At 65.4% G+C, this 23,113-nt stretch carries 23 protein-coding genes and 1 riboswitch; of the genes, 4 read left to right on the top strand and 19 right to left on the bottom strand.

Annotated features, from left to right (window positions below; translation table 11 throughout):
* Positions 1-29 precede the first annotated feature (29 nt).
* Positions 30-1,211: an acetate kinase gene (locus HQ354_RS13825; RefSeq protein ID WP_222634842.1), complete on the bottom strand. Its 1,182-nt coding sequence runs from the start codon at positions 1,209-1,211 to the stop codon at positions 30-32.
* Positions 1,208-3,286 (bottom strand): phosphate acetyltransferase, encoded by a 2,079-nt coding sequence (gene pta, locus HQ354_RS13820; RefSeq protein ID WP_222634841.1) that lies wholly within the window; start codon positions 3,284-3,286, stop codon positions 1,208-1,210. Before pta ends, HQ354_RS13825 begins: the two co-directional genes overlap by 4 nt.
* Positions 3,287-3,346: 60 nt before the next feature.
* Between pta and HQ354_RS13815 the strand changes: the two genes are divergently transcribed.
* A complete protein-coding gene (locus HQ354_RS13815) occupies positions 3,347-3,856 on the top strand; it encodes a nitroreductase/quinone reductase family protein (protein WP_167679191.1) in 510 nt (169 codons plus the stop codon).
* 105 nt (positions 3,857-3,961) lie between these two features.
* Here the strand turns inward: HQ354_RS13815 and fgd are convergent, their stop codons facing one another.
* The 4 genes from fgd to HQ354_RS13795 all read right to left on the bottom strand — a co-directional run bounded on the left by fgd (position 3,962) and on the right by HQ354_RS13795 (position 6,801).
* A complete protein-coding gene (gene fgd / locus HQ354_RS13810) occupies positions 3,962-4,975 on the bottom strand; it encodes a glucose-6-phosphate dehydrogenase (coenzyme-F420) (RefSeq protein ID WP_114327997.1) in 1,014 nt (337 codons plus the stop codon).
* Positions 4,976-5,043: 68 nt separating this feature from the next.
* Positions 5,044-5,391, bottom strand: a complete 348-nt coding sequence (locus HQ354_RS13805; RefSeq protein WP_068422020.1) for a YidH family protein — start codon at positions 5,389-5,391, stop codon at positions 5,044-5,046.
* A 157-nt stretch (positions 5,392-5,548) separates the two neighbouring features.
* On the bottom strand, positions 5,549-6,250 hold the full coding sequence (locus HQ354_RS13800; protein WP_222634840.1) for a GNAT family N-acetyltransferase: 702 nt from the start codon (positions 6,248-6,250) through the stop codon (positions 5,549-5,551).
* Positions 6,251-6,270: 20 nt separating this feature from the next.
* Entirely contained in the window at positions 6,271-6,801 is a 531-nt protein-coding gene (locus tag HQ354_RS13795) for an FKBP-type peptidyl-prolyl cis-trans isomerase (protein WP_068422018.1), read from the bottom strand.
* A 222-nt stretch (positions 6,802-7,023) separates the two neighbouring features.
* Here HQ354_RS13795 and HQ354_RS13790 point away from each other — a divergent pair, with 222 nt between their 5' ends.
* Together HQ354_RS13790 and HQ354_RS13785 are read left to right on the top strand one after the other, a co-directional pair.
* Positions 7,024-7,230 (top strand): dodecin, encoded by a 207-nt coding sequence (locus HQ354_RS13790; RefSeq protein ID WP_068422270.1) that lies wholly within the window; start codon positions 7,024-7,026, stop codon positions 7,228-7,230.
* Between the two features lie 93 nt (positions 7,231-7,323).
* Entirely contained in the window at positions 7,324-8,145 is an 822-nt protein-coding gene (locus HQ354_RS13785; RefSeq protein ID WP_222634839.1) for a sulfurtransferase, read from the top strand.
* Positions 8,146-8,309: 164 nt separating this feature from the next.
* Here the strand turns inward: HQ354_RS13785 and HQ354_RS13780 are convergent, their stop codons facing one another.
* Entirely contained in the window at positions 8,310-9,605 is a 1,296-nt protein-coding gene (locus tag HQ354_RS13780) for an NtaA/DmoA family FMN-dependent monooxygenase (protein ID WP_167678929.1), read from the bottom strand.
* Positions 9,606-9,807: 202 nt separating this feature from the next.
* Here HQ354_RS13780 and HQ354_RS13775 point away from each other — a divergent pair, with 202 nt between their 5' ends.
* On the top strand, positions 9,808-11,655 hold the full coding sequence (locus tag HQ354_RS13775; protein ID WP_222634838.1) for an FAD/NAD(P)-binding domain-containing protein: 1,848 nt from the start codon (positions 9,808-9,810) through the stop codon (positions 11,653-11,655).
* 20 nt (positions 11,656-11,675) lie between these two features.
* Here HQ354_RS13775 and HQ354_RS13770 read toward each other — a convergent pair whose 3' ends face one another.
* From HQ354_RS13770 to HQ354_RS26020, 12 genes are all read right to left on the bottom strand, one after another.
* A complete protein-coding gene (locus tag HQ354_RS13770; RefSeq protein WP_068422008.1) occupies positions 11,676-11,987 on the bottom strand; it encodes a multidrug efflux SMR transporter in 312 nt (103 codons plus the stop codon).
* The gene (locus HQ354_RS13765; protein ID WP_084423558.1) at positions 11,987-12,337 is read right to left on the bottom strand and encodes a multidrug efflux SMR transporter; all 351 of its coding nucleotides are present in this window, start codon (positions 12,335-12,337) and stop codon (positions 11,987-11,989) included. Before HQ354_RS13765 ends, HQ354_RS13770 begins: the two co-directional genes overlap by 1 nt.
* Before the next feature lie 46 nt (positions 12,338-12,383).
* A complete protein-coding gene (locus tag HQ354_RS13760; RefSeq protein WP_167678925.1) occupies positions 12,384-13,325 on the bottom strand; it encodes an NADP-dependent oxidoreductase in 942 nt (313 codons plus the stop codon).
* A gap of 78 nt (positions 13,326-13,403) precedes the next feature.
* Positions 13,404-14,477, bottom strand: a complete 1,074-nt coding sequence (locus tag HQ354_RS13755; RefSeq protein ID WP_222634837.1) for an MsnO8 family LLM class oxidoreductase — start codon at positions 14,475-14,477, stop codon at positions 13,404-13,406.
* Positions 14,474-15,277: a DUF1684 domain-containing protein gene (locus HQ354_RS13750; RefSeq protein ID WP_222634836.1), complete on the bottom strand. Its 804-nt coding sequence runs from the start codon at positions 15,275-15,277 to the stop codon at positions 14,474-14,476. The genes HQ354_RS13755 and HQ354_RS13750 overlap by 4 nt, the downstream gene beginning before the upstream one ends.
* Positions 15,274-16,641, bottom strand: coding sequence for an NtaA/DmoA family FMN-dependent monooxygenase (locus HQ354_RS13745; RefSeq protein ID WP_167678918.1), 1,368 nt, complete (start codon positions 16,639-16,641; stop codon positions 15,274-15,276). Before HQ354_RS13745 ends, HQ354_RS13750 begins: the two co-directional genes overlap by 4 nt.
* Complete coding sequence (locus HQ354_RS13740) at positions 16,641-17,726, bottom strand: LLM class flavin-dependent oxidoreductase (RefSeq protein ID WP_167678916.1); 1,086 nt, start codon at positions 17,724-17,726, stop codon at positions 16,641-16,643. Before HQ354_RS13740 ends, HQ354_RS13745 begins: the two co-directional genes overlap by 1 nt.
* The gene (locus tag HQ354_RS13735; RefSeq protein WP_167678914.1) at positions 17,719-19,308 is read right to left on the bottom strand and encodes an ABC transporter ATP-binding protein; all 1,590 of its coding nucleotides are present in this window, start codon (positions 19,306-19,308) and stop codon (positions 17,719-17,721) included. Before HQ354_RS13735 ends, HQ354_RS13740 begins: the two co-directional genes overlap by 8 nt.
* On the bottom strand, positions 19,305-20,096 hold the full coding sequence (locus HQ354_RS13730; protein WP_240931432.1) for an ABC transporter permease: 792 nt from the start codon (positions 20,094-20,096) through the stop codon (positions 19,305-19,307). Before HQ354_RS13730 ends, HQ354_RS13735 begins: the two co-directional genes overlap by 4 nt.
* A gap of 85 nt (positions 20,097-20,181) precedes the next feature.
* A complete protein-coding gene (locus HQ354_RS13725; RefSeq protein WP_222634835.1) occupies positions 20,182-21,168 on the bottom strand; it encodes an ABC transporter permease in 987 nt (328 codons plus the stop codon).
* 2 nt (positions 21,169-21,170) lie between these two features.
* Positions 21,171-22,787, bottom strand: a complete 1,617-nt coding sequence (locus HQ354_RS13720; RefSeq protein ID WP_222634834.1) for an ABC transporter substrate-binding protein — start codon at positions 22,785-22,787, stop codon at positions 21,171-21,173.
* A gap of 95 nt (positions 22,788-22,882) precedes the next feature.
* A complete protein-coding gene (locus HQ354_RS26020; protein WP_346764474.1) occupies positions 22,883-22,963 on the bottom strand; it encodes a putative leader peptide in 81 nt (26 codons plus the stop codon).
* 4 nt (positions 22,964-22,967) lie between these two features.
* A riboswitch (SAM riboswitch) is annotated at positions 22,968-23,063 on the bottom strand.
* Positions 23,064-23,113: the final 50 nt, after the last annotated feature.

Genomic DNA, 23,113 nt, shown 5'->3' with positions numbered 1-23,113 from the left:
CGGCTGTACATTCGCACGCACGGGTCGCGTCAGCGGCTCCTGACCAGAGCATCTGCCGCGCGGGCGATGGCGAGTTCCTCGTTGGTGGGCACGACCAACACCGTCACCGCCGATCCGTCGGTGGAGATCACCCGAGCTGCTTTGCCGCGCTGCGCATTTCGTTCCGGATCGATCTCGATGCCGAAGCCCTGGAGGTTCACGAGCGCATCCGCTCGGACCTGCGATGCGTTCTCGCCCACGCCTGCGGTGAAGGTGATGACGTCGAGGTGCCCGAGGTCGACCATGTAGGCACCGATGTACTTGCGTAACCGGTGGATGTAGACGTCGTAGGCCAGGGCCGCGTCGGCGTCCCCGTCGTCGATACGCTGTTGCAGTGCACGGAAATCGTTGATGCCGGACATCCCCTTGAGCCCTGACCTGCGGTTCAGCAATTCGTCGATGGCGTCGACGTCCATGTCGGCGCTGCGACGAAGGTGCATCACGATTCCGGGATCGATGTCGCCGCTGCGTGTCCCCATGACGAGTCCTTCGAGCGGCGTCAGCCCCATCGACGTGTCGATCGGCTCCCCCGCCCTGATCGCCGACGCGGAAGCCCCGTTGCCGAGGTGCAGGACGATCTGGTCGAGCACCTCCCTGCCGAGAAACTTCTCGACCTGCTGCGACACGTATTCGTGCGACGTTCCGTGGAAGCCGTAGCGCCGAATTCCGTACTGGCGAGCGGTGTCTCGATCGATCGCATAGGTCGACGCGGCGGCGGGCAGCCCGTGGAAGAACGCCGTGTCGAACACTGCGACATGCGGTACGTCGGGCAACTGACGCCTGGCGACCTCGATGCCGAGCACGTTCGGCGGATTGTGTAGCGGCGCCAGGCTGCTCAGCTCGTCGATCTGCTTCAGGACTGCGTCGTCGACGACCGTCGGCCGGTAGAACACTTCGCCGCCGTGTACGACGCGATGCCCGACGGCAGTGACGCTGTCATGGAGGTCGACGCCCGCGTCGGCCAGCATGTCGAACGCGATCTGCAGGCCCTTGGCGTGATCCGGGATCTCGAGGCGCTTCTCGGACTCGTCGCCGGAAAGATCGAGTACGACGCGGCCCTCGGTCTCACCGATCTGCTCGACGAGACCGGTTGCGACGGCGGTTCCGTCCTCCGGTTCGACGAGCTGGAACTTGATGGACGAGGAGCCGGAGTTGACGACGAGAACGGTCATGCTTCTTTCGACCCCTGAGCTTGGATGGCGGTGATGGCGACGGTGTTGACGATGTCCTCGACGAGTGCGCCGCGCGAGAGGTCGTTGACGGGTTTCGCCAGACCCTGCAGCACCGGCCCGACGGCGACGGCTCCCGCGCTACGCTGGACCGCCTTGTACGTGTTGTTGCCGGTGTTGAGGTCCGGGAAGATGAATACCGTTGCGCGTCCGGCCACCTCGGAATCGGGGAGCTTGGATTTCGCGACCGACGGCTCGATGGCCGCGTCGTACTGGATGGGCCCCTCCACCAACAGCTCCGGGCTGCGTTCGCGGACGAGCTTCGTTGCCTCGCGCACCTTGTCCACGTCGGCGCCCGATCCGGAGTCACCGGTGGAGTACGACAGCATCGCGACGCGCGGGTCGATGCCGAACTGCGCCGACGTCTGCGCCGACGAGATCGCGATGTCCGCCAGCTGCTCGGCTGTCGGATCCGGCACGATCGCGCAATCGCCGTATGCCAGGACGCGATCGGACAGGCACATCAGGAAGATGCTGGACACGGTGTTCACGCCGGCTGCGGTCTTGATGATCTCGAACGACGGCCGGATGGTGTGCGCCGTCGTGTGCGCGGCGCCGGACACCATGCCGTCGGCAATTCCCTTGTGCACCATCATCGTTCCGAAGTACGAGATGTCGGTCATGATCTCGCGAGCACGTTCGATCGTCATGCCCTTGCGCTTACGGATCTCGGTGTAGTCGGCGGCGAACTCCTCGGCGTGATCGGACGCTTTCGGGTCGAGGACGGCGACGCCGTCGAGCGAGACGCCGAGTTCGGCTGCGCGCCTCCGGATCGGCCCCTCTTCGCCGAGGATCGTCAATTCCGCGACCTGGCGCTGCAGCAACCGACCGGCCGCACGCAGGATTCGGTCGTCGTTGCCCTCCGGGAGCACGATGTGTTTGCGGTCCGCCCTGGCACGTTGAATGAGCTGATACTCGAACATCTGCGGCGTCATGATCGACGGGATGCTGAGCTCGAGGCTGTCGAGCAGTGCCTGCGCGTCGACGCGCTGTTCCATCAGGCTGAGTGCGGTGTCCACCTTGCGCTGCGAGCCGACGGCGACGCGTCCACGCGCTTTCGCGGCTGCCGACGCGGTGTCGAACGTGCCGAGGTCGGTGGTCAGGATCGGCAGGCGGGGCCCGAGACCTGCGACGAGTCGCGCGATGGCCGGGTGCGGTTCGATTCCGCCGTTCATGATGATCCCGGCGAGTGACGGAAAGCCCTCTGCTTCATGCGCATTGACGAGCGCGAGCAGAACGTCCGATCGGTCGCCGGGCGCGATGACGACGACGCCCTCGGTGAGTCGTTCGAGGATGTGCTCCGCCGTCATACCGCCGACCATGACGCGGAGCGCCTCACGCTGCATCAATTCGGAGTCACCGCTGTAGAGCGTGCCGTCGACGGCGTCGAGCAGTTCGGCCATGGTCGGTGCGACGAGTAAGGGAATCTCCGGCAGACTCCACGCAGGCACGCCGAGCGGTTCGAGTGCGGCGGTGACATCGTCGAGGCGGTCGGGGTCGCATCGGTTCGCGACGATGGCCACCAGATGCGCGTGATTGGCACGGAGTTCGGACTGACTCAGCTGCGCCAGCTGCACGATCTCGTCCGGCGACCTCTCCGATCCACGCAACGACAACAGCACGGGCGCACCGAGATTCGCGGCGATACGAGCATTGAAGCTCAGTTCGCTCGGGCTGCCGACGTCGGTGTAGTCGCTGCCGACGATCACGACCGCGTCGCACTGCGCGGCGACGTCGTGGAAGCGCGAGACGATCTCGCCGAGGGCCGCGTCGGGATCGGCATGTACTTCCTCGTACGTGACGCCGAGAGACTGCTCGTACGAGAGATCCGCCGTCGTGTGATCGACGAGCAGTTCCAGAATGTAGTCGGGCTCGTCCGTCGAACGCGCGATAGGGCGGAAGACGCCGACGCGGGCCGCCGACGCGCACAACATCTGCAGCACGCCCAGCGCGATGGTCGATTTACCGGTGTCGCCCTCCGGAGAGGCGATGTAGATGCTCGATGCTCGCTCGGCCATGCCAGCCAGAGTAGCGGGTGAGTAGTTGACAGAAGGTGACCTGCCGTAGTCGGATCTGTCATGGCCGAATCACCGTTTCCCGACGTTCGCTGGGGCAGCGAGAACAGCATCATTCGTAAGCCTGCGATCGCGTTCGCCGCGACGAAGCCCGGGTCCTGGGTCATCCGGAACCTCGCAGGCATCGACCGGAGACTTCTCGAGCGCACCGACGGGAAGTACACGATCCTCGGGCCCATCGCCGCGCCCGTCGTCTTGCTGACGACGACAGGTCGCAAGTCGGGGACGCCGCGGACCTCACCGCTGCTGTACTACCGGGAGGGCGACACGCTGTACGTCGTCGGCAGCAACTTCGGGCAACAGCATCACCCGGCCTGGACGTCGAACCTGCTCGCCGATCCGCATGCAACCGTCGCGATCGGGGGTAAGAGGATTCCCGTCACGGCCACCCCCGTTCTCGGGGACGAGAAAGTGCGCATCTACGACGCGTTCAACGACATGGTCCGGGTGTACGGGGAATACAAGACCCGGACCGACCGAGAGATGCGGATGTTCGCCCTCACTGCGGACTGATTGCCATCGCTTGCCCCCGGATCGGCATCGATGTCACGCGGCAACCGTCTATCGGATGCCACGGACCATCGATGCCGACAGGAGAGCCGACGAAAGCTCGCAAAACTACCCCAGCTTGCGCAACCGCGGCGCCAGGTCGCGCTCGAACAACTCCAGGAACCGCTTCTGGTCGTGACCTGGCGCGTGGAACACGAGGTGGTTGAGCCCGGCGTCGGTGTACTGCTTGACCTTCTCGACCGCCTCGTCCGGATCCGACGCCACGATCCACCGCTTCGCCACCTGCTCGATCGGCAATTCGTCGGCCGCCTTCTCCATCTCGATCGGGTCGTCGATCGAATGCTTCTGCTCCGGCGTCAGCGACAACGGCGCCCAGAAGCGAGTGTTCTCCAAAGCCAGATCCGGATCGGTGTCGTACGAAATCTTGATCTCGATCATCTTGTCGATCTCACCGGCATCGCGCTCGGCCTTGCCCGCACCCTCTTCGACGGCAGGCAGCAACTTGTCGGTGTAGAGCTCCATGCCCTTGCCCGACGTACAGATGAACCCGTCACCAGCCCGGCCTGCGTACCGTGCCACCACCGGACCACCCGCAGCGATGTACACCGGAATACCACCCTCGGGCACGTCGTAGATCGACGCGCCCTTCGTCGTGTAGTACTCGCCCTCGAAGTCGACGCGGTCGCCGAGCCACAGCTCGCGCATCAACCGCACAGACTCCCGCAACCGCGCGAAACGCTCCTTGAACTCCGGCCACTCGCCGGTGAACCCGGTCGCGATCTCGTTGAGCGCCTCGCCGGTACCGACACCGAGCATGATGCGCCCCGGGTACAGGCAGCCCATCGTCGCGAAAGCCTGCGCAATCACCGACGGGTTGTACCGGAACGTCGGCGTCAGCACCGATGTGCCCAACTGAATCCGCTCGGTGCGCTCACCGACCGCCGTCATCCACGCCAACGAGAACGGCGCATGCCCACCTTCGTGACGCCACGGCTGGAAATGATCGCTGACGGTCGCCGAGTCCATCCCGTGCTGCTCGGCCAACACACCGAGTTCGACGAGCTCCCGCGGACCGAACTGCTCCGCCGACGCCTTGTACCCGAGCTTCAACGCCTGTGCCACGCTCTACTCCCTCGTCCTTAGTCATCAGTCACTTCGATTGTGCACGCCGAGTCCGCCGAGTCCTCTGCTTACTCGATTCCGAGCACCGTGATGACGGCTGCGAGGATCGCGATTCCACCGATTCCGACGGCGAACAGCCACAATTCCTTCGCCTCGGGCATCGGCGCGCCCTGTTCCAGCGCCTTGCGCACCTGCAGCCAGCGACGCAGGCCGACCATGGCCGCCGACGCAGCCATGAGGATGAGGACGAGTCCCAATCCGGTGCGCACCCAGCCGGTGCTGAAGTCCGGGACCAGGTGCACGATGGCGATGCCACCGGCCATCAGACCCAGTGATGTGCGCATCCACGCGAGGAACGTGCGTTCGCTGGCGAGGGTGAAACGTTCGTCCGGACGGGTCGACGGATCATCGGTCACGGAACCAACAATACGATCCGGCCGATTCGAACCGGGGTCACTACTGGCCGCGACGCGTCCTGGGTCCGGCCGGCCCGGCCCCCTGACAGACCGAATGTGGCTTTCGGGTCACTCTGAGTGACCGGTTGGCCGCATTCGGTCCGGTCCCGCGGTCCGGTCAGCCAGGAATCCGCACGAGCGTCAGCCGAGATTCCTGCCGAAGCTCGAACCCGATCGACAGGTACAGCCGAATTGCGTGCGTGTTGGCTGCCGACGCGTGCAGGAACGGCTTCTCGCCACGCTCGCGGATGAGGTGCCCGACGGCCCGGACCAGGTCGGTCGCGAGCCCCCGCCCTCGGTAGGCGGGGTCCGTACACACGGCACTGATCTCGGTCCAACCCGCCGGATGCATTCGCTCCCCGGCCATCGCCACCAACGCCTCGCCGTCACGCACGCCGAGATAGGTTCCCAGCTCGAAGGTCCGAGGCAGGAACGGTCCCGGCTTGGTGCGCTCGACGAGGTCGAGCATCTCCGGCACGTCGTCGGCGCCGAGAACGATCGCGTCGGGATACGGCCGCGTCTCGAGGTGCGTGCCGACGAGCTGTACGAGCCCGAACTGGTCGACGACGTGCCACCCGGCGGGAACCCGGTGTCCGACGCCCGTCAGCGACACGATTTCGCCGGGCCCGAACAATGCGGCGATGTCGTCCCAGTCCCCTGTCTCGATGACGGGCGGGTGCCCGAGGAACGGCGCGACCTCGGGGTCGAACCGGAATACTCGTCCCGATCCCGACACCCGCGCGAACCGGGCATGCGCCCCCACCAGAGATCCTCTGACCGGGTCGTCCAGTGGGTGACCGTCGACGTCCTGCGTGCTCACTGCGTGCCTTTCGACGGTGCTTACCCGGTCACGTCGAGGATGTCGATGACGAAGACGAGGCTGTCGCCCGCCTCGATTCCCGCACGCGGTTGACCGTCGGGGTAACCGTCGGCGGACGTCATTGCGACGGCGACCTTCGAGCCGACCGTCTGGCCTGCGATGGCCTTCTGGAATCCGGTGACGACACCGGTCAGCGGGAATTCGGCGGGGGTACCGCGCTCGTAGCTGCTGTCGAAGACCGACCCGTCCCGCCCGTTGACGCCCATGTAGCACACCGCCACCTGAGCAGCGTCGGCCACGACGGGCCCGGACCCTTCGTTCAACGTGTGCACCTGGGTCTCGGACACCGCGAAGGGCGCCTCGACCTGGACCGACGGCGTGGTCGAGTCCGTCGAACCGATGACGGCGACGCTGCCCGTGTCGCCGTCCAAGGTCCACTCCGGGTCACCCGCATCGCTCGGCGCTTCTGTGGGGCAGGACGTGGTGGAGGGTGCCGAACCGGCATCGGCATCGGAAGGCTCGGAGGAATCCGAACTGCAGCCCGAGAGCATCAGGGCCAGTGCGGTCCCAACTACGAATCCGGTCGAGGACAGGCGAGAAGTTTTCACGCGCTCACGGTACAGACTCTCGTGCTGTTGCGGCGCGACGCACACTTTTCGGCGACGACATCGGCAGTGCCGCAGTGTGTTTGCTGGAACAGGTTTCGGATCCGCACGGAAGAGAGAACCATCGAGTCGGAAGTCGATCCCGAACTCGACAGTGAAGGAGACGCAATGAGCGACAACATCTACCGCGTGACCGAGATCGTCGGAACATCGACGGAGGGCACGGACGACGCGGTTCGCAAGGCGATAGCTCGCGCGAACGAAACGTTGACGAACCTCGACTGGTTCGAGGTCGTAGAGACGCGCGGCCACATCGAGAACGGGTCGATCGCCCACTTCCAAGTGACGATCAAGGTGGGCTTCAAGCTCGAATGACGTTCGCCTCGTGCGTGGGAATGTATAGCCCTCTATACATTCCCACGCACGTGCGGCGCAGCCGCTTCCTGCCAGCGAGAGAAGAGGAACAGAGTGACTGTCACGATCGACGCACACGAGTTGAAAGCGCAACTGGCGAGCGATGATCCGCCGGTTCTGCTCGACGTCCGGTGGGCTCTCGGTGACTCCGAGGGCCGTGAGCATTACCGCGACGCACACATTCCCGGTGCCGTGTTCGTCGACCTCGACAACGAGCTCGCGAGCCACGGCGAACCGTCCGACGGCCGCCACCCGCTCCCCGAGATCTCCGACCTGCAGAACGCCGCGCGTAGCTGGGGAATCGGTTCCGGCTCCCGCGTCGTGGCGTACGACAACACCGGTAATCTCGCGGCTGCACGCGCATGGTGGCTGCTGAGGTGGGGAGGCTTGACCGACGTCACTCTTCTCGACGGCGGACTGGCTTCCTGGACAGCGGCGGGTTTCGAGACCGCGTCGGGCGACGAGATCCCTGCGCCCGGCGACGTGGAGTTGACCCCAGGTCACCTTCCGACGCTGACGGCCGACGAAATCGCGAGCTACTCCGGCACGTTGCTCGACGCACGTGCACCCGAGCGCTATTCGGGTGAGACGGAACCGATCGACCCCAAGGCCGGCCATATCCCCGGCGCGATCAACGCACCGACTGCCGCCAACCTGGACGCCGACGGACGGTTCCTGTCTGCCGATGCGTTGCGTGAGCGGTTCGACTCCGCCGGCGCGGACGTCGCCGTCTACTGCGGATCGGGAGTGACTGCGGCACATCAGATCGCGGCGTTGGCGATCGCGGGGGTCGATGCGGCTCTGTACCCGGGTTCGTGGTCGCAGTGGTCGAATCAACCGAACAGGCCCGTCGCGACCGGCGTCTCACCTCGCTGACGAGCCCCTGGCAGTCAGCCGTGGACGGACAGATTCTCTGCGGCCCGCGCACAGGCGAGGCCACGCGCCGAGTGATCGTCGAACCACCGCAGGTCGAACACTCGCTTCATCCACGTCATGTCCCCTATCGAACACCGTGACGCCACCGAGTGGAACAGTTCGAATCACCGAGATTCGAACTGCGGCAGTTCCAGGTTTTCCCGGAACGTAGCACCGAGGTAGTCGCGACCGACGATTCCCCGACGCCGTAGCTCCGGCAGCAACCCGTTCAACGCGAAGTCACGAGTCCGTGGGTCGGCGAGGCCGCCGATCGAGATGACGTCGAGAACGCCGGCGTCGTAGCGCTGCGCGATCGCGTCGGCCAGCTGATCGGGTGTCCCAGCCTCGGCCCAGTGACCCGTGTCCTTCGACGCAATGATCAACTCGCGCAGTGTCTTTCCCTCCGCCGCGAGCTTGCCGAAGATTTCGACGCGGCCGCGTCGGCGATTCACGGTCTTCGGGTCGGGCAGCAGATCGACCGGAATCGGCTTGTCCAGCGGCAGCTCCGTCAGATCGATCTCCCCGCCGAGCATGTCGGCGAGCCGAGCGCGCCCGGCGTCGAAGTCGGTCGACTCCTCCCGCTCCTTCAGCAGTTGTCGCACCTCCGCCTCGGAAGCGCCGTAAGTGGCATGGAACGACGAGAAGATGAGCGGGAGCTCACCCCCGCGACCCAATTCTGCTGCGCGAGTACGGATCGTCTTCGTGTAGGTGACCGCATCTTCGAGCGTCGCGAGCGACGTGAAGACCACTTCGGCGAACCGCGCACCGAGTTCGATTCCTCCCGCGGACTGACCGGCCTGGAACTGTACCGGCCGTCCCTGCGGCAGCGACGGAATGTTGAGCGGCCCCTGCACGGTGTAGTACTTCCCGCGGTAGTCGATCGGCTGCACGAGCGACGCGTCGAGCACGGCACCGTCCGGACCCGGCGTCAGAGCACCGGGTTTCCAGCTGTCGTACAGAGCGTGGACCACCTCGAGGGATTCGGTGGCGCGTGCGTACCGCTCCTCCGGGCTCGGCAGATTCTGGTCGCCGTAGTTCTCTTCACCGAGTGACGACGTCACCGCGTTCCACGCGGCTCGACCGTTGCTGACGTGGTCGAGGGTCCCGAACAGCCGGGCCAGATTGTATGGGTGGTGGAACGTCGTGGTCACCGTGGCGATCAGTCCGACGTGTTTCGTCACCGCAGCAAGCGCCGCCAGGTAGATCAACGGTTCCTGCGCACCGATCGCACCCTGTGCACCGAAGCTCAAGAGGTCGGCTGCGAACAACGCGTCGATCCTGTTGTGCTCGGCGATCTTTGCGACCTCCACCGACGTCGCCAGGGTGGACTGCGTCGGATCGACGGCAAGGTCGTAGATGTCCTGACCACCGCTGACGCCGGTGACGGTCTTGAGTGTTCTGCGGCGCCCGGCGGAAGTCATCCTGCGTGTGCCTTTCGCTGTCGAATCCCTCTCCAAACGCGCAATTTTAAGAACACAACGCCAACGGCACCAGGAATAAAATCACCGTGATTCTGGGTCGATACCTGCGTGTGGGATCACGGACGGACATGGTTACTGTCGTGCTGATCTCCCAGATTCCCCTGGGTTTCGTTGGACACGAGACAGAGTCGATCGAGGCACCATGACGAGCATTCCCGAACAGCACCGCATCGCGATCGTCGGCGCAGGCCCTCGCGGTACCGGTATGCTCGAACGCCTGCTCGCCCATCTCGCGGACACCGACGCGGCCGACACCACATCGATTCACATCGTCGATCCCTTCCCCGCAGGCGCGGGCCGAATCTGGCGCGGCAGCCAGCCCCCGTTGCTCTGGATGAACTCGGTCGCCGCCGACGTCACGATGTTCACCGACGAGACGACGACCGTCGACGGCCCGATCAAGCCCGGCCCGACATTGGCCGAGTGGGTCCTGTCGAACATCGGGACACTGAAGTCGGATCCCGAAGTAGCGTCGGAACTCGAGATGTTCACGGCCCAGTCCTTCGCGTCGCGGACACTGCAGAGCCGATATCTGGAGTGGGTGTTCGCGCAGGCCGTCACCGATGCACCGGCCACGGTCGACGTCCACCGCAGCACCGTCGTCGACATCGCGGACTCACCGGACGGCTCGCAGACACTGACTCTCGACGACGGTTCGACGCTCGACGTAGACGTCGTCGTCCTCGCGCAGGGTCACCCGGACGCTCTTCCGTCGTCGGCCGAGACCTACCTGCAGAAGTTCGCCGATTCGCACGACCTGACGTACGTGGGTCCCGGGTACACCGCGGACCTCGATCCCGACGTCGTGCCGTCGGACGAGCCGATCCTCGTCGCCGGTCTCGGACTCGCGTTCATCGACTGGATGGTTCTGCTCGCCGAGAGCCGCGGCGGTGTGTTCTCTCGTGGCATCGACGGCGACCTGATCTACGAGCCTTCCGGGCGCGAACCGATCGTCTACGCGGGCTCGCGACGCGGCGTCCCGTATCACTCGAAAATCGGGTACGACATCGCCGCCGCCCGACCTCCGCTGCCCAAGTACTTCACCGCCGACGCATTTCCCGGCGACGGGTGGCTCGATTTCCGACGCGACGTCTGGCCACTGGCCGCGAAAGAGCTTGCGGGAGCCCACTTTCACGAGCTGTTCGCCTCCCATCCAGAACGCATTACCGGTGAGTGGGCGGATTTCGACGCGCGGTTCGCTGCCCTCGAGTGGGGATCGGACGAGGCACGCCGACTCGTGGAGGCGTTCGTGCCCAAGGACGACGACCGGATCGATCTCGACCTGATCGACCGACCGTTGACGGGTGAGTCCTACGACGACGTCGACGACGCCACCGCGCGCATCATCGGATACATCGACGACGATCTCGCACGCCGTGCCGATCATCACTACAGCAGCGACGCCGCAGTGTTCAGCGCTTTGCTGTCGGTCTACATGACCACCGGAGAACTGTTGCGCCGCGGCCGCATTCCGGCCGCGTCGGTCGCCATGGACATCGAAGGCTGGCTGCACTCCTTCTTCAGTTTCGTCGCCAGCGGTCCACCTCCGCAACGGCTCGAGCAACTGCGCGCCCTGGCGTCATGCGGCGTCGTCAGGTTCCTCGGCCCCGACACGACGTTCAGCGCCGACACCACGGACGGGGTATTCGTCGCGCAGAGCGCAGCCCATCCCGAGATCATAATGGCGAGAACACTTGTCGACGCCCGCCTTCCGGTCGCGTCGATCCGGTCAAGTGGCGATGCGCTGCTGCGTACCCTGCACTCCCGCGGCGAGATGGTGGAGATCCGAGCGAACGAGCGCAGCGCCGCGAAGATCTCGGTCGACGGCAGATCTCGAATCATCAAGGCCGACGGCTCGGTTCACGAACAGCGCTACGCCGTCGGGCCATGGGTAGCCGGGCACAATTGGTCGTCGGCGTTTCCCCGGCCGCAGACGAACGCAGGATTCTTCCGCCACAACGACGCGTTGGCGCTCGAGTTGCTTCGGTAGCCGGTCGACCCCTACGAGCTCTATCCCGTCTCGATCAGCAGCACACCGCCGATGATCAGCGCTATCCCGGCCGACATCATGGCCGTCAACGGCTCCTTGAACAGAATCTTGCCCGCGATGGCCGTCAGAGCGACGCCTGATGCTGCCCACACGCCGTAGGCCACGCCGATCCCCATTCCTGCCGACAAGGCCAGCGCCAGAAACGTGAACGCGGCGCCGTAGCCGACGACGACCGGGACGAGCCACAGCTTCTTACGACCACCCTCGGACGCGCGCAGCGACAGCGTCGCGATGACTTCGGTGACGATGGCGCCGGCGAGAAAGAACCACATCAGGTAGTCACCTCACGCCGTGCAGCCCGACCCGCGCCGAATTCGACGAGCACGACGCCCGCGATGACCAGCAGAATGCCCCCGATCATCGGTGCGGTGAGCGCCTCGTCGAAGATCGCATTACCCAGGATCGCCGTCAACGCGATACCGGCCGCAGCCCAGATGCCGTACGTCTTGCCGATCGGTGCCCCGCCACGCAGGATCAACGACAGAAAGACGAACGACGCGCCATAACCTGCAACGACGACCGCGTACCACGCCGGTGTGTCGACAGCTGCCTTCATCGACAGGGACGCGGTTACTTCCACCGTGATCGCCGACGCGAGTAGCGCCCAGTACTTGTTGCCCACGCTACGGACCAACGAGCAGGAGCTGCCGAAGATTCCGCGCGAGAAGTCAGGGAATCAGTACGAACTTCCCCCGTGGGTGCTCGGCCTTCAGCTCCGCGTGCGCCGTGGCGGCGTCGTCGAGCGGGAACGTCTTCGCGATCGTGATGCTGATGTCCCCTGCTCCTGCGGAGTTCACGAGGTCCAGACGCGCCTTCTTTCGTCGTTCTGCGCTCTCCGGGTTTCCACCGCCGACGGACTGGAAGCCGTCCGTGCCCGCACGCTCGAAGGCCGCGATGGTCACGATCCGCTGCTTGTCGGCGACGAGTTCGAGTGAGACGTCGACGGCCTCGTCGGTACCGACGGTGTCGATCGCGACGTCGACGCCGTCGGGAGCGAGCTCTTTCACTCGACCCAGTAGGCCCTCACCATATTCGACGGGCTCGGCCCCGAGGCTGCGGAGTTCGTCGTGATTCACCTGGCGAGCTGTCCCGATGACCCGCGCGCCCCTCGCCGTCGCCAGCTGGATGACGACGGACCCGACGCCTCCTGCTGCGCCGTGCACGAGGACGGTGTCGCCTTTGCCGACGTTCGTCACCACCAGCGTGTCGTAGGCCGTCCCCGCGACGACCAACAGGCCTGCTGCCTCTTCCCAACCGAGAGACTCGGGCTTCGGCAGGACTGCGTCGGCGGGCACCAGCAGCCTCTCCGCATAGGCTCCTTGAGCGCCCGACACGATGACCTCGTCGCCCACCGAGATGGGACCCGCAGGCCCGGTCGCCGCACTGCCCACCTCGAGAACGACGCCACTCGCTTCGCTCCCGAGGTGCCGGGGAAGCGTCGACTCGTCGGTGCCGAACGCACCGCTGTACACCTTGTAGTCGAACGGGTTGACGCCGATTGCCTTGACCTCGACGAGCACCTGTCCTGCAGACGGTTTCGCGAGCGCCTCGTCGACGATGCGTACTACCTCGGGTCCACCGAATGCCGTTGCTACTGCTGTCCGTGTCATGCTTCGTTCCCCATTTCGTGCTGCATCGTTGGTCCGTTGTACCTGTCTATCGGATGCCGCGGTCCATCGATGCGGAACTCAGACCCGCAACCGCGGCAAGCCCCACTCTTTGCCGAGCAGTTCGTAGGACCGAAGCCGGTCCGCGTGATCGTGAGTGATCGTCGTGACCACCAGTTCGTCTGCGCCCGTCGCCTTCTGCAGACCGTCCAACTTCGCTGCGACAGTCGCTGCGGACCCGACGAATTGCGTCGCGACCCGATCTTCCACCAAAACCTGCTGTTCGTCGGTCAGCGGCTCTGCGGTCTTCGGATCCGGGTACGGAATCGCGCCGTGGCCGCTGCGAATGCTGTACACCCACTGCGGGAAAGACGACGCCAGATATGCTGCGTGCGAATCCGACTCGGCGACAACGACATCCGCCGATACTACGACGTACGGTTCGCGTGAAGTCGACGACGGCACGAATGCCGCGCGGTACGCCTCGACGGCGTCGAGCGTAGTCCCGGGGCTCACGTGATAGTTCGCGACGAACGGCAACCCACGCGCGCCCGCGACCTGCGCACTCTGTCCGCCGCTGCTTCCGAAGAGCCAGAGTTCGACGTCGGCGCCCGCGCCGGGTGTGGCCGTCAGCGCCAGCCCCGACGACGTCGTGAAGTCGTCGTTCAGGAATGCGATGACATCACCGACCTGCTCGTCGAAGTCGGGTATCTCCGCATGGGGGTGCTGGAGGACGTGCGCGACCTCCGCACGCCGCTCCGATCGCAGCACGCCGGCGGCATCGGGCGCACCCTCGTCCGCCGATGCTTCCGTGCGACGCTGGCTGGACCTGCCGATACCCAGGTCGATCCGCCCCGGGTACAGCGCGGCGACGGTTCCGAACGCCTCGACGACCGACGCGGCCGTGTGATGACCGATCTGCACCGCAGCCGATCCGACGCGAATCCTGTTGGTAGCAGCAGCGATCAGACCGATGAGAACGGTAGGTGACGAACTCGCCGCAGCCACGAAATGGTGTTCCGCCACCCAATACCGTGCGTAACCCCACTCCTCGGTCTGCCGCGCCAGATCGAGAGTATTGCGCAGAGCCTGCTGAACAGTGGACCCCTCGCTGATCGGCGACAGGTCGAGAACGTTCAGCGGCACTCGCGTCACGCAGGGACCTCGAATTCCGGTGTCTTCTCCCCTGCTTCGACGGCCACGGTCAGCTTGTTCTCGGCGGGAGCGACCGGACAGGTCGCGTAGTCGGTGAACGCGCACGGAAGGTTCGACGCCCGGTTGAAGTCGAGAGTGACACGACCATCGGCATCCGGATCCTCGACCGCGAGCGACCGCGACGCCGCGTAGGTCGTCACACCACTCGTGGCATCGGTGAACAAAATCTGCAGTCCACTCCTTTTACTGTTCTGACCCTGGGTCGTTCCGCGGGCTCCACTCCTGCCAAATGCGACGAACTGCTGACGCTCACCACCCAACTCGAAATCGATGGTTCCGACGGCGGTGTGATGATGCTCCAAGCCTTCGACGACGGCTCCCGTCGTCACGATCTTCGCTTCCGGGTACGGCGTGAACGTGCCTGTGACAGTCCATCGTTCGGAGGGCGCGTACGTCGGAAAGCCCTGGAACGACTGCAGGTGAGGCGATTTCGGATCGTGCACACGCAATGCCACCGACCCGGTCCGACGAATGACCTCGATGCGTCGCTCACCGTCCTCGACCAGAATGCCGGGGGCACCTTCGACGGGTTCCAGACGCTCGACGTCCAGACCCTCGATGTGAACGGCATCCGCGTCGGCCTTCCATCGGCCGGGAAGGTCGGCGACGGTCTCGAACTCGTCGGTGAGCCAATACAATCCGGTGAGCGCGACCCAGCCGAGCGGGTCACGATAGTAGCTCTCCCGCTCGGCGTGCCAGGTGTTCCACTGGATTTCGAAGCTGTGGACCGTAGTGGTCATGACGCTCGTACTCCTTCACGCTCGTGGGTGTCGTGCGGGTGGGCGAGTCCCAAGTGCTCGCGCAGCGTGGTGCCGCTGTACTCGGTGCGGAAGCTGCCACGTTCCTGCAGCAGCGGAACCACCTTGTCGACGAATTCGTCGAGGCCGGCCGGGGTGATGTGCGGGACGAGGATGAACCCGTCGCACGCGTCGTTCTGCACGTAGCTGTCGATCTCTGCAGCCACCTGGGCGGGAGTACCGACGAACTGCTGACGCGTCGTCACCTCGATGATCAATTCGCGGATACTGAGGTTCTTCGCCTCGGCGCGCTCGCGCCACTCACGCGCAACCTGAACCGGATCGCCGTGTCGGACGCGGCCCCGCGTGATGTTGACGTCGTCCGCCGGATCCTCGGAGGGCAACGGTCCGTCGGGGTCGTACGACGACAGGTCACGGCCCCACACCTGTTCGAGAAACGAGATCGCAGTCTGCGGTCCGACCTGCTGGTGGCGGATGACGTCGGCACGCTCGTGCGCCTCGGCGTCGGTGTCACCGAGGACGAACGTGGCCGCGGGCAGCACCTTCAGATCGTCGTGCGCACGGCCGTACTTCGCGAGCCTGCCCTTCACGTCGGTGTAGAACGCCTGCCCGGCCTCGAGTGTTCCGTGGACCGTGAAGATCGCGTCGGCCTTGGCTGCGCCGAACTCGCGGCCTTCGTCGGAATCTCCTGCTTGCAGCAGAACCGGATGGCCCTGCGGGCTTCGCGGGACGGTGAACGCAGCGTCGATGTCGAACTGCTCCCCACTGTGTCGGACGCGGCCGACCGCGTCGGTACGTCCGAAGATCCCCTTCTCACGGTCGACGACGAGGTCGTCCTCGCCCCAGCTGTCCCACAGCTTCCGTGCGACGTCGATGATCTCGCGGGCGCGTACGTACCGATCCTTCCGGTCCAGGTAGCCGCCCCGGCGGAAATTCTCACCGGTGAACGCGTCGGACGACGTCACCATGTTCCACGCGGCGCGGCCGTTCGACAGATGATCGAGCGTCGCGAACTGTTTGGCCAGCTCGAACGGTTCGTTGAACGTCGTGTTGATCGTGCCTGCGAGTCCGAGATGCGTCGTGACGGCGGCAAGCGCGTTCAACACGATCAGCGTATCGGGACGCCCGACGACGTCGAGATCGTGAATTCTGCCCCGGTGCTCGCGCAGCCTCAGTCCTTCGGCGAGAAAGAAGAAGTCGAACAGACCGCGTTCGGCCGTCTTCGCGAGATGGACGAAGGAGTCGAACTCGATCTGGCTCTTCGACGCCGGATCGCTCCACACCGTCGTGTTGTTGACGCCGGGAAAATGCGCGCCGAGGTGAATCTGTTTCCTACGCTCGACCATCACAACGCTCCTTCTGCATAACGGTTCACCGGACGAGACAGGCCGAGACGTTCCCTCAGCAGTCCGGGTGCGCCGCCGCCCGACTTCGGCAGCGCGGCAACACCGGATACCAGGGCCAGCGGCCGGAACGTCACGCCGTCGACGATTCCCGACAGTTCCGTCACCACCGCCTCCAGCCCGGCGCGGTCACCCACGTACCGCACGGTGTCCGACGCATACGGCTCCCACGAGTCCAGCTGCTCGACATCTGCTGCAGCAGAGTCGGATACGAGCACGTCGACGTCCAGCAGGACTGCCACGTTCACCGGGTCGCGCCCCTGTGCGACGACGGCCCGCCGGACACGCGCGGCGACGACGGCAGCCTCGGCGGTGGTCGCTGCCGTGACGCGTACGACGTCGGCGCGCGCGGCCGCGACGGCCAGCGAATGCTCGTCGGCGACGCGCACCGCCACGATGGGCTGCCCCTGCGGTGACCGCGGCGTGATCGACGGGCCCTTCACCGAGAAGTAATCGCCCTCGAAGTCGATGTAGTGCAGCTTGTCTCGATCGATGAACCGCCCGGTGCTCTGGTCGCGGATCTCCGCGTCGTCCTCCCAGCTGTCCCACAGCCGCGTCACGACCTCGACCGCGTCGTCGGCTTCGCGCCACAGATCGGCCGCGTCCTGAACACCTTTGCGGCCGAACGCCTTCGCGTCGTCGACGCCGGGTGACACCGCAACCTCCCAACCTGCGCGACCGTGCGATGCGAAGTCGATGCTCGCAACCTGCTTCGAGACGTGAAACGGCTCGGTGTGCGTGACGGTGACCGTCGGGATCAGTCCGATCGACGAGGTGACTGCCGCGGCGCGTGCTGCGACTGATGCGGCGTCGAGTTGGCCGAATGACGCGGTCGTGTGCGCCCCGCGTGCGAACGAATCCGAGATGAACGCGAAGTCGACGCCCGCACGCTCGGCGAGTTCGAGAAGCTCGGTCCAGTAAGCCGCGGTGAACAGGTCCTCTGCGCGGGAATCCGCTCGCCGCCAGGACGCCGGATGCCTGCCGGTGCCCTGCAATTCGACAGCAGTGAGGAAAGCTCTGTCAGGCATGAAGTGTCTCCTTGTGGGTGCCCGGTATCGCTGCCAGCAGTTCGCGCGTGTACTCACGCTGGGGTGAATCGAAAATTGCTGCGGTCGTGCCGTATTCGACGATCGATCCGGACTGCATGACGGCAACGGTGTCACTGATCTGCCTGACCACCGCGAGATCGTGTGAGATGAACAGGTAGCTGAGCTCCAGTTCGTCCTGCAGATTCGAGAGCAACGTCAGGATCTGCGCCTGCACGGATACATCCAATGCCGACACCGGCTCGTCGAGAACGAGCAGTTCCGGATGCAGCGCCAACGCGCGGGCGATCGCGACGCGTTGGCGCTGGCCGCCGGACAGTTCGGCAGGTCTACGGTGCAGATAGTCCGACCCGAGCGCGACGTGGTCGAGCAGTTCTGCTGCGCGCGTTGTTCTTTCCGCCGACGAACCGACCTTGAATGCGTCGAGCGGTTCACGCACGATCTGTTCGACGCTCAACTTGGGGTTCAGTGACGCGTACGGGTTCTGGTAGACGATCTGCACGCGGCGACGCAGCGCTCGCAGCGCGGAGCCTTTCAACGTGGAGACCTCGGTCCCGTCGAACGTCACCGACCCCGACGTGGGTGTCTCGAGACCGATGGAGATGCGCGCCAGAGTGGACTTGCCCGAGCCCGATTCACCGACGAGCGACAGCGTCCGGCCGCGTTCGACGGTGATCGACGCCGTCTTCACGGCGTCGAGCGACACACCGCGGCCGATGCGGAACGTCTTGGACACGTCCGACACGGTCAGAATCGGATCCGACGCCGGACGCTCCTGCCGCACCTCGGTACTCAGACTGGGCGCCGCGGCGAGCAGAGACTTGGTGTACTCGTGCTGTGGATTCGCGAGAACGTCTGCCGTGCGGCCGGTTTCGACAATCTCGCCCTTGCTCATGACGACGAGCCGATCCGAACGGTCTGCGGCGACACCGAGATCGTGCGTGATGAGCAGAACCGCAGCGCCCGTCTCCGCGATCCGCGCATCGAGGTGGTCGAGAATGCGGCGCTGGACGGTCACGTCGAGCGCGCTGGTCGGCTCGTCGGCGATGACTAGTTCCGGCCTGCACGCCAGGGCAATTCCGATGAGTACACGCTGGCGTTGACCACCGGAGAGGTCCTGCGGGTACTGCCGAGCGCGGACCTCCGGGTTGTCGATGCCCGCTTCCGTGAGGATACGGATCGCTTCGACTTTCGCGGATCGCTTGGTCGCAAGACCGTGCACGCGAAGCACTTCGGCGACCTGGTCACCGATGCGGATGACCGGATTCAGCGACGTCGTCGGATCCTGCGGGACCAGTCCGATGTGTGCGCCGCGGAGACGATCGAGCGTCTTCTCCGACGCGTCGTCGATGCGGTCCCCGTCGAACGTGACCGTGCCTCCGGTGACGTGTCCGGAGCCGGCGAGCAGACCGATGATGGCGTGCGCCGTCGTCGACTTGCCCGAACCGGATTCACCGACGACTGCGACGACCTCGCCCTTCTCGACGGACAGGCTGACGCCGCGCACCGCCGTCGACTCACCGTAGGAAACCTGGAGGCCCTGGACCTCGAGGATCGGGCTCATCGCTTTCCTCCTTCGATGGCGTGTCCGACGCGGTGGGCGGACAGCACGACGGCGACGATGACGAGGCCGGGAAGCGTCGTCATCCACCACGCCGTGGCGAGGAAATTACGTCCCTCGGAGATCAACGAACCCCATTCGGGAGTCGGCGGGACCGCCCCGAAGCCCAGGAAGCTGAGCGACGACACCGCCAGCACCGCCATACCGAATTCGACTGCGGCCAGCGCGATCACAGGTGCGTAGCTGTTCCGCAGGATATGGCGTCGGAACACGTCGTACCACCGCACGCCCGACGCGTATGCCGCCTCGACGTAGAGCGAACGCCTCACCCTGAGCACTTCGGACCGCATGACGCGGGCGAAATTCGCGACGAGCGAGACACCGACCGCGATGGCGACGTTGGTGGTACCGAAGCCGAGCGCGGTCACGAGAGCGAGTGACAGTAGCAATGCCGGAATCGACAGCAGGACGTCGACGATGCGCATCAGTACGGCGTCGAGCACACCGCCGACGGCACCGGACAGCAATCCGATGAGAGAGCCCGCGACGAGGGCTATTCCTACGGCCAGCAGCGTCGCCGTCAGCGACAGTCCCGCGCCGTGCACGACGCGGGTGTACACGTCGCGTCCGATGTTGTCGGTGCCGAACCAGTGGGCGGCGCTCGGGCCCTGCAACTTCTCGGCGGGTACGCCCCTCAACGGATCGCCGCTGGCGAACACCGACGGGAACAGGGCGAACCCGACGGCGAGGAGCAGTACGACCGCCGACAGCACGAGCCAGATGTTCTTCAGCCAGGCCCGCGGCGAGCGACGACGCGGAGCGGATACCGACGGCGTGGACGACCGCGCTGGCGTGAGGACCTCGCGAATCAGAGTGTCAGACACCGACTTTCTCCTTCGTTGCGTTCGCAGGGCTTTCCGGCTTCTTGTACTCCGCGACGATGCGCGGGTCGATCAACGGGTAGAGCACGTCGACCAGCAGGTTGATCGCCACGAACACCAACGACGTCAGGACGACGATGCCCTGGACTACGGGAATGTCCTGCGCCATCACCGAGGTCTGCGTCAATCGTCCGACGCCTGCCCGGGAGAAGACCGTTTCGACGACCACCGATCCGGCGAGGAGGTTGCCGACGAGGACACCTGCAATGGTGAACGCGGGAATCGACGACAGCCGGGCGACATGCTTGGTCTGCACGCGCAGACGCGAGACACCCTTGGCGCGAGCCGATTCGACGAACGGCTGCTTCCACGTGGTCGTCATGGACGTCGCGAGAACCTGAGCGATGACGGCGCCCGTCGGCAATGCCAGCGTGATCGCGGGTAGCACCAGCGACGGAAACCCCTGGTCGCCGAACGCCGGAAACAGTCGCAGTTGAAACGAGAACAGTTGCAGCAGAAGCAGTCCGACCCAGAACGTCGGGACGGCGACCCCGAGCGGCGGGATCGACAACAGGATGTTGCGCAACCATCCTGCGCGGGTGTACGTCGCGAAGAACGCGACCGTTCCGCCGAAGATCACGGCCAGCACGAGGGCGCTGAAGGCAAGCGCCAGCGTGCTGGGCAGTGCGTCGAAGATCGCCGTAGTCACCTTCTGCCCTGTGGCGATCGAGTACCCGAAGTCACCTCGGACAGCGCCGCTGAGCGAGTTCCAATACTGAATCCACACCGGCTGATCGAGGCCGTACCGCGCCTGCAACTCCGCGATCGCGGCGGCGTCGACCGGGGTGCCTGCTCCCCCGCCGTCGGCCGCGATGCTGACCGGATCGGACGGGAGCAGGAACAACACGACGAACGAGATCGTGAACGCCGCCCACAGAACGACGATCGCCTGCAGGACACGCTGTGCGAGGTACCGGGTCATGGCTACTGTCCGCTCAGCCAGGTGTCGAAGAACTGCAGACGGGCCGACGCCTCGAACTTCAGGTCCTGCACGGTCGGGCCTGCACCGATCGCCTGCGACAGCTCGATGGTCGGGATCCACAGACCGTTGTCGAGCACCTGCTGCTGTGCGCGGCCGATGATCTCGCCCCGCTCGGTGGTGTCGGTCGTGGCCAGCTCTTCGGTGAGCGACGCGTCGAGATCGGGAATCGGGCCGCGTGCGTTCAGGTTTCGGCCGTCGACGGCGAACGACGTGCGCAGGATGTCGCCGTCGGCGCGGGTGCTGTTGTAGTACGTCGCGTCGTAGTCCTTGGTGCCTTGGCGCGCGGTGGCCTCGGCATTCGACACCAGTTCGAGCTGCAGGTCGACGCCGACCTCACGCAGCTGCTGCTGGGTGAGCTCGAGGATCGCCTGGTTACCGGCGAACACGGCGCTGAACATGACCTTGAAACTCAGCTTCTGGCCGTCCTTTTCACGGATGCCGTCGGCTCCCGTGACCCAGCCTGCCGCGTCGAGAATGGATTTCGCCTTCTCGGGGTCGTAGGTGACGTCCGCGAGTTCGGTGTAGCCGGGGGTCCGACTGGCCAGCGTGCTGGTCGCGGTCTTGAAGTCCGGGCCGAGAATGGTGTCGACGAGTTCCTGACGGTCGATCGCCGGAACGAGGGCCTTGCGCACCTCGGGATCCTGCAGCGCACCCCGAGTCACGTTGGGCTGGATGCCGAACGGCGTGCCCGGATTCGACGTCGTCAGGATCCGTCCGCCGGTGGCCTCGATCTGCGGGGCATCCTGCGGGAACGCGTCGCTGATCGCGTCGAGCTGATTGGACGACAGACTGCCGGTACGGACGCCCGACTCGGGAACGACCGTGAACTCGATGGTGTCGAGGTAGGCCTCGCCGTCGTGACCGAAAACGTCCGAGCCCCAGCTGTACCCGGTGCGCTTGGCGAGTGTCACCGACCTGTCCTGCTGATAGTCGGCGTACGTGAACGGGCCGCTGCCGATGTTGCTGCCGTCGCACCGCGCCTCGGCCGGCTTGGCGACGGTGGCGAGGGACTGAATTCCCAGTTGCGCCGTCGACGTCGCCTGCAGGAACTGCGCATTCGGACCGTTGAAATCGATCTTCGCGGTGAGTGGGTCGACGACGGTGGTGCCGACGTAGCCGGACAGGTAGCTGCCGCCGAGCGGGGACTTCGCTGTGGTCAGCGTGTTCACGATCGAGTCGAAGTTGGCCTTGACCGCCTCGGCGTCGACCGGCGTGCCGTCGCTGAACGTGACGCCGTCCTTGAGCGTGAACGTGAACGACGACGCGTCGGGGGCCACTTCCCAACTGTCCGCGAGCCACGGGGTGATCTCACCGGTCTCCGGATCCTGGTCGGTGAGCGAATCGACGATCTGCCGGATGACGTAGATGGTCTGATTGGTGCCGGATTGTGCGGGATCGGAGCAGGTCGGCGCGCCGGACAGTCCGTAGCGCAGTGTGCCGCCGGGCTGGGGCTCGCCTGCATCTGCGGTGGTCGACGTGGAACTACCGCTGCACGCGGTCAGAACGACACTGGCGGCAGCGAGGGCGCCGATTCCCGCCAGAACGGAACGTGAGGACACGTAGGTACTCCGGATCTCGAGACGCGAGTACACCCACGGACATGGGTGTACTCGACTTCGGTGAAGGTGGTGAAAAGAAAGTCAGCCGGCAGGGCTCAGCTGCGACAGGTGGCACCGGCCAGGCGGCACAGGTCCACGTGGATCCGGCCCCAGCTGTTGGTGTATCCAGCGTGCATCGTTCCTCCATCGTTCCCGGCGGTAGCACCCGCTCCCGACTTGTTCGGGGGGTTGCTGCGACGTCGTAGAGCCAGGTCTCTCGGTCGCTCTGGATGGTGTTGCGCTGGCAAGTGTACGACTACGTACGACACTTATGCCAATTGGGGCAT

Source organism: Rhodococcus sp. BP-261 (genome assembly GCF_019835205.1).
Taxonomy (GTDB): Bacteria; Actinomycetota; Actinomycetes; order Mycobacteriales; family Mycobacteriaceae; genus Rhodococcoides; species Rhodococcoides kyotonensis_B.
Note: the sequence above shows the minus strand (reverse complement) of the source record. Positions and strands in the feature narration are given on the sequence as shown.